The sequence below is a fragment of the Acinetobacter sp. YH12049 genome (assembly GCF_013419875.1).
Taxonomy (GTDB): domain Bacteria; phylum Pseudomonadota; class Gammaproteobacteria; order Pseudomonadales; family Moraxellaceae; genus Acinetobacter; species Acinetobacter amyesii.
Map to the genome: position 1 here is coordinate 1 of NZ_VOZH01000062.1, position 10161 is coordinate 10161.

Below are 10161 nucleotides of genomic sequence, written 5' to 3' on the forward strand. Positions count from 1 at the left end.
GCCTATTTAAGTGATGTGCTGAAAAGGTTGCCGACACATAAAGTGACTCAGATTGAAGAATTACTGCCACATCGCTGGAAATCCAACTCAAATTAAAAAATAGGCATGGGGTTCAGCGGACGCTTACGATCAATCACATACATGACAAATTCTTCAACATTGGGTTCAATCAACATCGCTTGCTGTTCTGCAAATTGCAATAATTTTTTTCCTAAGCCCTGAGCTTGCTCATTTGGATGAATTGCAAAATGACCAATTTCACAGCTCATCCCCTGCATTTGAATACCAATACACCCCTTGATCTGTGTATTTTCTGACTCCATCACATATAGATGAAAATCCTTTTTTTTGTAAGATTTGACTGAGTTGAGATACATTTATTCGATTTCCTCGAACAATATGATGTTCCGTGGTCCAACTCTTGGGATGATTTTCCCGATAGGCTATATTCATTAAGCTTTCAAGCTACTGAATATCGTCAAGTAAAGCTTTTCGTATATTCATATTTTTAGCTATTTATTTTCATGGGTCTATTTTACTGAAATAAAAAAACCAGACAATTGTCTGGTTTTTTTATGCAATTTGCTCATCAGTGTGACTTGCTAAAGCTATTCACCAACCGCATCGGAACAAAGCAGCGCTTTGTTATTTATCCACTGTGACTCGCTAACGCTATTCACTAACCGCGTTCGGAACAAAGCAACGCTTTGTTATTTATCTACTGTGACTCGCTAACGCTACTCACCAACCGCGTTCGGAACAAAGCAGCGCTTTGTTTCCTCACTTGGGTTCAATTGGGGCAAATGGTGCGACTACATCCGCATTTTGTGCGCGGTTACGCATGAAGTGATCCATAAGCACAATTGCCAACATCGCCTCTGCAATTGGTGTCGCACGAACACCGACACAAGGATCATGGCGACCTTTGGTCAACACATCTGTATCTTCACGATTAATCGTAATGGTTTTACCCGGCGTAGTAATGGAAGCTGTTGGTTTCAAGGCGATCGCAACACGAATGTCCTGACCACTCGAAATACCACCCAAAATGCCGCCAGCATGGTTTGCCAAGAAACCATCCGTAGTTAACTCATCACGGGTTTCATGACCAAACTGCTCGGCAACACCAAAGCCATCACCAATTTCAACACCTTTTACAGCGTTGATGGACATCATAGCATGTGCAATATCTGCATCTAAACGATCAAATACAGGCTCGCCCCAGCCAACTGGCACTTGTGTCGCAATAATTTCCAGTTTAGCGCCACAGCTCGTTCCTTGTTCACGAAGTGACGTTACTAGAGCTTCAAAACGTGGGACGGCATCTGCATCACCACAGAAAAATGGGTTATTCGGAACTTCATTCCAGTCCAATTTCTGTGCTTTTTCGGTACCAATTTGCGTTACATGACCACGAATTTCGATGCCGAATTTCTCAAACAAGTATTTTTTAGCAATCGCACCTGCAGCAACACGCATCGCAGTTTCACGAGCACTCGAACGGCCACCACCACGATAATCACGGAAACCATACTTATGTGTATACGTATAGTCTGCATGACCCGGACGGAAGGTTTGCGCAATGTTGCCATAATCTTTTGATTTTTGATCTGTGTTACGGATCAATAGACCAATCGATGTACCGGTTGTTTTGCCTTCAAATACGCCTGAAATAATTTCAACTTCATCGGGTTCTTTACGCTGAGTCGCAAACTTAGATGTGCCCGGCTTACGACGATCCAAATCCTTTTGCAAATCGGCTTCAGTCAGTTCAATACCCGGTGGAACCCCATCTACAATGGCCATCAGACCAACGCCATGAGATTCACCACAAGTCGTTACACGGAAGAGTTGCCCTATACTATTACCTGCCATGTCAAACGACTCCTTATGCTTGAACAGATTGAATGAATAAATCTCGGTATTCGCGGCATTGAGCAGCAGTCAATGCAAAGATACCTGTACCGCCTTTTTGGAACTGTAACCAATAAAAATCAACGGTATTGAAGTTTTGACGCATTGCCCATTCTGAGTTACCCACTTCGATCACAATTAAGCCATCTTCAGTCAGGTAATCTGCAGCTTGTGCCAACATTTTACGTACAAGATCCAAACCATCTTGACCCGCAGCAAGCGCCATTTCAGGTTCATGGTGGAATTCTTCTGGTAAATCTGCCATGTCTTCAGCATCCACATACGGTGGATTCGACACGATTAAATCATATTGATTTTCTGCTGGAATTTTGGCGAATAAATCAGACTCAAGTAAAGCCACTTGATATTGTTTATTGTGGTGTTCACAGTTAATTTGCGCCACTTCAAGTGCATCTTTAGATAAATCTGTTGCATCAACTTCAGCATCTGGGAATGCATAAGCTAAAGCAATCGCGATACAACCTGAACCCGTACACATATCTAAAATGCGCTGAGGAGTTTTTGGACTGGCATTTTCAGGTAGATTATTAACCGCAGCACCCATTTCGCCATTTTCACCTAAGCAATATGGCGCAAAACGGTTTTCAATTAACTCTGCAATTGGAGAACGTGGAATCAGTACACGTTCATCGACATAAAATGGCTTACCAAAGAAATATGACAAGTTTAGTAAATAAGACGTCGGAACTTTTTCATTAATACGACGTTCTAACAATGCTAAAAATTCTGCAACTTCACTTGGCAATAATTTCGCATCTAAGATTTCCGCATCTGCATTCCAATCTAGAGATAACGTTTGTAAAACCAATGCTGAGCTTTCAGCAAAATAGTCTTCTGTACCTTGTCCTAAGTGGGCATCATATTGACGTAAAGCTGTTACCCCAAAGCGGATATAATCACGAATTGTTGATAGGTTTTCAGCTGCTTCCTGTAAATGTTCAGGGCTAATAGTCGGTCGATCCACTTAAGGCGTCTCCAATTCATAATTTTTTAAACGCCCTATGATACCTTGTTTTAATGCTATTTATAATAAAAATACGGCATTATTCACCGCTTGAAAGCATTTCATAACCGTATATATGAGGTCTGATACATTCGCTGAAATGAAATGTGTACTTTATGCCTTTCAGCATTCTATAAAATCTAATTAGATGAAAATTACGAATAAAAACCAATTCAAGCTCAATTGTTTAGCAATTTGTACTTGATCCTAAGCTTTATTTTCTTAAAATCATCCCCATACAAACAGTTAAATTTTAAATGCGGAGCTCCAATGAGCTATAAGCACAATAACCTCATGGCTATGCGTCAAAGCTATTGGGAAGACACTCAGTCTTTAAACGTGCAAACTGAAAAGGCATTTTTTCAGCAACTGCTGATCGAACATCAAGTTTTCCCTGATGCGAGTCTAGAAAACGCACGTACCCTATTTTTTAGCTTACCGAGCATTATTATTGTCAAAGGTTATGCTGCCGGATTTAAAGACGAATCTGTCCAACATCTTATTCATCAACATATTGAAGAACATAAAGCCGCATTGATGCAAAACGATACGGTAAAAATCAAATATCGTTTATAGTTTTCTTTTCCAATGTGCCTGTCTACGTGGCATCTTGCTTAAGTTTGCAAATGCTTACTGCATATTCAGTAAGTTGAACTATTTTAATACGTTAAGAAACGTTAAAATTAGCTACAATGTATTTTTCTGCGAATTGCTGATTAAAGGATTTAATTTACATGTCAGATCAGAACGATAAGCTCAAACACTTGAAAACGTCTTCTATGGATCGACGCTTATCTATCGCAAAGGCATCGCTACTTGCGGGAACTCGTTGGGCAGCATCAAACGCCACTTCTATTTTTTCGAGTGAAGAAGAAAAAGAGAAAAAGCGTAAAAAAGCCATGAAAGATCAGGCTGAATATCTCGTCGCAGAAATTGGTAAATTAAAAGGTTCAATTGTAAAAATTGGGCAAATGATGGCGTTGTATGGTGAACATTTTCTACCTGAAGAAATCACCCAAGCCCTCAATACCCTTAACAATCAAACAGTCGCATTGGCATGGCCAGCCATCAAAGTCCAATTACAAAATCAACTTGGCTCAAAACTTGATGATCTCGTGATTGATCATGAGCCGCTTGGTACAGCATCTTTGGCACAAGTTCATCGTGCAAAACGTAAATCTGATGGTTTAGAACTGGTATTAAAAATCCAGTATCCAGGTGTGGCAGATGCCATCGATTCGGATATGAATCTATTCAAAAACATGCTCAAACTGACACGAATGGTTCCTCAAACCCGTGAATTTGATCAGTGGTTTGATGAAGTTCGTGAAATGATGCATCGTGAAGTAAATTATAAAATTGAAGCAGATACCACTCGCCGTTTTGCAGCACGCTTAAAAGAAGACCCACGCTATATCGTGCCGCAAATCATTGAAAGTTATTCAACACCTCAAGTACTGTGTATGACTTTTGAACGTGGTGTACCGATTAACAGCCCAGTAATGCTGTCACTTCCTCAAGAGCGCCGTAACGCCTTAGGTGAAGCATCACTTGAAATTGCCGTACGCGAAATTTTTGAATGGGGTGAAATGCAAACCGACCCTAACTTCGGAAACTATTTGGTGCGTTTGGGCAATGGTGCGGATGTACCAGATAAAATCGTACTCCTCGACTTTGGTGCGATCCGTCAGTTTGATGAGCATCTATTAGGCGTTGCGCGTAATTTGATTACCGCGGGTTACCATCACAGCTCTGAGCAAATGGTCAAAGCGATGACAGGTTATGAGTTCTTTGATGGTATTCCACAAAGTATTAAACCTGATATGGCTAAAGTCTTTTTGTTAGCGACAGAGGCATTTAGTAGCACTGAAAATAACCCAAACATCCCTGCTGGTGTTATGGACGAACAACAACGCTATGACTGGAAAAAAAGCCAATTACATAGCCGTGTGATGCAACAAGCGTCAAAATCGATGGCATCTCGCTATTTCTCAGTTCCACCTAAAGAGTTTATGTTTATTAGCCGTAAATTTATCGGTGCATATACCTTTATGACCGTCATTGAAGCAAAAACCAATGTTCGTCGTATGATTCAAAAATATCAATAATCATTCAATACAGACCTTAAAACTTGGCTGACTCAAATGTCAGCCAAGTCAATTTTAAAATAACAATACTTTTAAGCCTTTTTACTTTTCTATTCTTAATTAATTATTTAGCTATCGAATCCCACCTAATCTCGCCGTTTATCTTTGACAATCATGCATGTCATTTATGACATGGTTTTTCTATCTTTGGCATGTCAGCATTAAATAAGAACAACGCAAATGGAAAACAACAATGACCAATATGGTAAACAAGGCACAAGGATTTGGACTCTCACTTTTAACAAAAATTGCCGGAAGTGATGTACTCGATCAGTTTAAACTGCGCAAATTTGTTGAAAAATCTTTGTATCAAAGCTCAAAAGCTGGTTTTAAAACCCTGAGCCAGACACAAAAAGCATTTCAGACCAACAAAGGTGTGCATAAGCAACGTTTGCCAAATCAACAAAAATCATTATTTGATTTAAACCTGACTGAAGAACAGCAAATGACTGCTGATGCGATGCAGCAGTTTGCCACAGAAGTTTTGTATCCACTTGCTCATCAAGCCGATCAAGAGGAAAAATTTCCTGAAGCGTTATCGCAACATATCCAAGATCTAGGTCTAAATTATTATGCCTTACCTGAAGATTTGGGTGGCGTTGCAGCAGAAAAAAACATCATTAGCAATATCTTAATTGCGGAACAATTGGCTGAAGGTGACTTTAGTTTAACAGCAGGTTTACTGTCGACATTTAGCTGTATCAATGCCATCACCCAATGGGGTTCAGAATCTGTTCAAGCAACCTATTTAGCGACATTTGCAGATGATTCAACCCTCCGTGCAAGCTTTGCAGTTCAAGAGGCAACGGCGGCATTTAATCCCTATCAACTTAAAACGCAGGCGATTGCTGATGGCCAGCAGTATAAAATCAGTGGGGAGAAAACCTTAGTCCTTTTAGGTGAACAGGCAGATGTGCTGTTAGTGAGTGCCATGCTCAATGGACAGCCTGAAGTTTTTATTGTGCAACGCGACCAGAGCATTAGCGCAAAAAAAACACCTGCTATGGGTTTGAAAGCCACTGAAACGGTAACTTTAAAATTTGATCAGACCCCTGCCCAACGCTTAGGAGATCAAGATTTCAATTACACCTCATTTATCGATCTTGGCAATTTAATGTGGTGTGCCATGGCTGTTGGTACCGCAACTGCAGTCAAGAAATATTGCATTCAATATGCAAACGAACGTACAGCTTTTGGGGAGCCAATTTCGCACCGTCAAAGTGTGGCATTTATGATTGCAGATATGGCAATCGAAATTGATGCCATGCATATGCTCATCCTAAACGCAGCAAATCTAGCCGAAGCTGGCAAGCCCTTTCATCGTGAAGCCTATTTAGCTCGCGTGCTATGTGCTGAAAAATCGATGAAAATTGGGACTGATGGCGTGCAAATATTAGGTGGTCATGGCTTTACCAAAGAACATCCTGTAGAACGTTGGTATCGAGACTTACGTGCCACAGCGATTCTTCAATCTGGCTTACATGCTTAATTCAGCAAAATAAAAAACAAGGAAATGTCCATGAACTTACAAAATCCGAAAAAATTTAAATTGCTGATCGACCAAGCCCATGAAGTTGCTTTAAATGTTCTACGTCCTATTTCACGTAAATATGACAAAGCCGAACATGCCTATCCTAAAGAATTAGATATGTTATCTTCCCTCGTTGACGGTATGAATGATGGCGGTGATGGCATGAATGCAGGTGCCGCCGTCAATAAACGTGGCGACACAGACACGGGAAATAAAAACGGTGTCAATATGTCAACAGCCCTCAGTATCATCGAAATGTGCTATGGAGATACAGGCCTGTTACTCAGTATGCCTCGCCAAGGGCTTGGAAACTCGGCTATTGCAGCAGTAGCCAATGATGAGCAACTAGAACGCTTAAAAGGAACTTGGGCCGCTATGGCCATTACAGAACCAAATTGCGGCTCTGATTCTGCAGCTATTCGGACAACAGCGACGAAAGATGGTGATGAATACATCCTCAATGGTGAAAAAATCTTTGTCACCTCAGGCGAACGTGCTGATTCAGTAGTTGTTTGGGCAACGCTAGATAAAAAATTAGGCCGTGCAGCGATTAAATCCTTTGTTGTTGAAAAAGGTACGCCGGGCATGACTGTAGAACGCCTAGAACATAAATTGGGTATTAAAGCCTCTGATACTGCTGCCATTAGTTTTGTAGATTGTCGTGTCCCTGCTGCAAACTTATTAGGCAATGCTGAAATTGATGTAGCAAAGGGTTTTGCTGGGGTTATGGAAACTTTTGATAATACTCGCCCACTCGTTGCCGCGATGGCTATTGGCTGTGCCAAGGCATCTTTAGAGCGAATTAAAGAAATCTTTAAAGATGAATTAGATGAGCAGTATTCAACACCGATCTTACAAAGCTAGAATATTGCTGCACAAATATATCGAATGGAAGCAGACTGGGAAGCAGCACGTCTCCTCATGCTCAAAGCCGCATGGATGGCCGACAACAAAAAACCAAACTCACGTGAAGCATCCATCGCTAAAGCAAAAGCAGGCCGTGTAGGTAATGAAATCACGTTAAAGTGTGTAGAACTCGCAGCGGCTGTCGGCTATAGCGAAGATGAATTATTAGAAAAATGGGCACGTGATTCAAAAATCCTCGATATATTTGAAGGCACACAGCAAATTCAACAATTAATCGTTGCACGTCGTGAACTGGGTAAAAGTTCAAGCGAATTAAAGTAATTTTTTGCTTGAGTAATTTTAAACTTAGAGATGGATTTTTTTATAGGATCAGTCTATAAACAATCCATCTTTTTGTTTTTCGATGATTATGTTTCAGATCCGACCACTTCAACTTGAAGACAATGTAAGCATTGCCAATGTCATTCGCACAGTTTCCAAAGAATTTGGATTAGCGCCAGAGTCAGGATTTGCTGTTGCAGATCCAATTTTAGATGATTTATATCACGTCTATACGCAAGCAAATGCACAATATTGGGTTATTGAAAATCAACACGGTACAATTTTAGGTGGTGGGGGCCTTTCTCCTTTAGTTGGAGACTCAAGCATTTTAGAAATCCAAAAAATGTATTTTATGCCTGAATTACGTGGTCATGGCTTAGCCAAAGATATTTTAGAACTTTGTTTTCAATTCGCCAAAGATCATAATTTTAAAGCGTGTTATTTAGAAACTACACATACACTTGGGCAAGCGGTGAAACTCTATGAAAAAGTAGGATTTGAACACTTACAAGCTCCCAAGGGCAATACAGGTCATAGCCAAGCATGCGAAATTTGGATGCTTAAAACGCTTTAAATAAAATTAGATTCTACAAATTTCACTGGAAAGATTTACAGCTTTATCAAATACAGTTATTTGATGAATGGATATTCTAGTTTTTTATAACTAAAGTTCTCGGGATTTGAATGTTCCCATAATCTTAATAAGTACCATGTTAAGAGAGAAATACTGATTCAATTAACACGATCTTTTTCTCTCTTCACTTAAAAAATCATGTAATTTGAGTACATTTCCATCAATTCTTACAATTTCACTGTACAGAGCATCTTAAGAAAATATTGACCTCTAAGTCTCCAGTTCATAATATCGCTTTAGAAATTACACTTAGCCATGATTATTTTAAAGTGAATATAAATGCAGAATGTACTGAATAAAACTCGCCTTTCAACTCGTCTTTCGTCGCTCCTAAGCGCTCACAGCTTAAAGTTTTCAACTGTTATTATATCTGTAACCCTGATTTCTGGATGTTCATCACTAGGTGGTGGCTCTGTAGAAAAACGTGCAGTTAAACTTTCATCAGGGATCCAAAAGGCCTATTCAGTCAATCCTGAAACTGCAAATCGAGTGTCACCCTACATTGTGCAAACTGCCGATCAATACAACTTAGATCCTTTACTACTGGCTGCCGTTATTCGCCAAGAATCAACTTTCCGCCCTTATGTCAGTTCTCCTGCAGGTGCAGTCGGTTTAACTCAGGTGATGCCACGTTATTGGCAAGCAACATGCCCTGGGGATTTATATGACGAATTAACCAATATTAATTGTGGGTCATTTATTTTAACTAAATATAAAAATGCCGCTGGCAGCATGCCAAAAGCTTTAGCCTACTATAATGTCGGACCTACTGCTTATAACACCAATCGAAAAATGAAAAAACAAGGCAAACGTTATGCAAAACAAGTGAAGCAACATCAAAATAATTTAAAAAGTTCCTTATAATTTCTAAAAATTTAATCTTTTATTTAACCATATAGACCTAACTAAGCTTAAGAGGATAAATTTTGTTAGGTCTAATCTCTTCAATTATTTCATAGATTGACGCATTTTATCTTCATCAAAATATTGCGCAAATGATGCAATACGTTTTTCAACAATTGGATTTTTCATCAGATTTTCAGCTGCACGATTTCCCAATAGTTCAAATGCTTTACCTAGAGCATTTGTTCCTTCATTTTCTGTAACAGCTTTGATTTCAGCATTACAACGTTTAGTAAATAAATCTTGAAATAGAATAGCCATATTTTTATCAATTTTTTGTATCTCAACTGGCGTTACTTTACTATATTTAGAAATTTCTGGATGTGCTGAAAATGCCAAATAAATCCAAGCTGTTAAGTTCTGACTCTCTTCTGCTGAAATTTTATTTACCAAACATTCACTTAGTTTACCCTGATACACACCGGCTGTAGTATTGAAAGAAACAAATGCAAATAAAACTGTAGCTAATAATTTTTTTAAAAACATCTTAAATACCCTATATATTATTAAAGAGACAAACGATTTTATTATATTGATTTATTACACATTTTCATTAGCAAAACATTTTAAATGATATAAAAGAGTTCTAGACGAGTTTATTGTTGATCGGCCTTATTCTTTTTGAATATCTATCATTTCCCTGTTTTTTCTTCTGCTTTTCTTCTTATTTTTCTCTTTTCCATTTTTTCCACACATAAAAAAACACCCCCTGAGATATCAGGGGGTGTTTCGAATAATGAGCTGGCGATGACTTACTCTCACATGGGTAACCCCACACTACCATCAGCGCTAAGAGGTTTCACTTCTGAGTTCGGGAAGG

General features: G+C 39.2%; 11 protein-coding genes and 1 pseudogene. 8 read left to right on the forward strand and 4 right to left on the reverse strand.

What is annotated here, in order from left to right; all coding sequences use genetic code 11:
• On the forward strand, nt 1–96 hold a 96-nt coding region (locus tag FTU05_RS16355; RefSeq protein ID WP_141192730.1), incomplete at its 5' end, for a transposase domain-containing protein.
• On the opposite strand, the gene FTU05_RS16360 is transcribed toward FTU05_RS16355, so the two are convergent.
• The 3 genes from FTU05_RS16360 to prmB all read right to left on the reverse strand — a co-directional run bounded on the left by FTU05_RS16360 (nt 93) and on the right by prmB (nt 2899).
• Complete coding sequence (locus FTU05_RS16360; protein WP_257230143.1) at nt 93–377, reverse strand: GNAT family N-acetyltransferase; 285 nt, start codon at nt 375–377, stop codon at nt 93–95. The two genes, FTU05_RS16355 and FTU05_RS16360, sit on opposite strands and share 4 nt — an antisense overlap.
• A 403-nt stretch (nt 378–780) precedes the next feature.
• Nucleotides 781–1875 carry a chorismate synthase gene (gene aroC / locus FTU05_RS16365; protein WP_180009499.1) on the reverse strand — a complete coding sequence of 365 codons (1095 nt, stop codon included), beginning with the start codon at nt 1873–1875 and terminating at the stop codon, nt 781–783.
• Nucleotides 1876–1888: 13 nt separating this feature from the next.
• Nucleotides 1889–2899 (reverse strand): 50S ribosomal protein L3 N(5)-glutamine methyltransferase, encoded by a 1011-nt coding sequence (prmB, locus tag FTU05_RS16370; RefSeq protein WP_180009498.1) that lies wholly within the window; start codon nt 2897–2899, stop codon nt 1889–1891.
• Nucleotides 2900–3208: 309 nt separating this feature from the next.
• On the opposite strand from prmB, the gene FTU05_RS16375 reads away from it, so the two are divergent.
• The 6 genes and pseudogenes from FTU05_RS16375 (at nt 3209) to FTU05_RS16400 (ending at nt 9302) form a co-directional block, all read left to right on the forward strand.
• A complete protein-coding gene (locus FTU05_RS16375) occupies nt 3209–3514 on the forward strand; it encodes a hypothetical protein (RefSeq protein ID WP_078191029.1) in 306 nt (101 codons plus the stop codon).
• Between the two features lie 158 nt (nt 3515–3672).
• Nucleotides 3673–5046, forward strand: coding sequence for an AarF/ABC1/UbiB kinase family protein (locus FTU05_RS16380; RefSeq protein ID WP_180041466.1), 1374 nt, complete (start codon nt 3673–3675; stop codon nt 5044–5046).
• A gap of 241 nt (nt 5047–5287) precedes the next feature.
• On the forward strand, nt 5288–6574 hold the full coding sequence (locus FTU05_RS16385) for an acyl-CoA dehydrogenase family protein (protein ID WP_180041483.1): 1287 nt from the start codon (nt 5288–5290) through the stop codon (nt 6572–6574).
• Between the two features lie 30 nt (nt 6575–6604).
• Nucleotides 6605–7804, forward strand: a pseudogene (locus FTU05_RS16390) (acyl-CoA dehydrogenase family protein).
• Between the two features lie 88 nt (nt 7805–7892).
• Nucleotides 7893–8378: a GNAT family N-acetyltransferase gene (locus tag FTU05_RS16395; RefSeq protein ID WP_180054928.1), complete on the forward strand. Its 486-nt coding sequence runs from the start codon at nt 7893–7895 to the stop codon at nt 8376–8378.
• Nucleotides 8379–8717: 339 nt separating this feature from the next.
• Nucleotides 8718–9302, forward strand: coding sequence for a lytic transglycosylase domain-containing protein (locus FTU05_RS16400; RefSeq protein WP_168378689.1), 585 nt, complete (start codon nt 8718–8720; stop codon nt 9300–9302).
• A gap of 84 nt (nt 9303–9386) precedes the next feature.
• Here FTU05_RS16400 and FTU05_RS16405 read toward each other — a convergent pair whose 3' ends face one another.
• A complete protein-coding gene (locus FTU05_RS16405) occupies nt 9387–9827 on the reverse strand; it encodes a hypothetical protein (protein WP_180166073.1) in 441 nt (146 codons plus the stop codon).
• A gap of 135 nt (nt 9828–9962) precedes the next feature.
• Between FTU05_RS16405 and FTU05_RS17770 the strand changes: the two genes are divergently transcribed.
• Nucleotides 9963–10161 (forward strand): hypothetical protein (locus FTU05_RS17770; protein WP_218953441.1); only part of this gene is annotated, 199 nt, incomplete at its 3' end.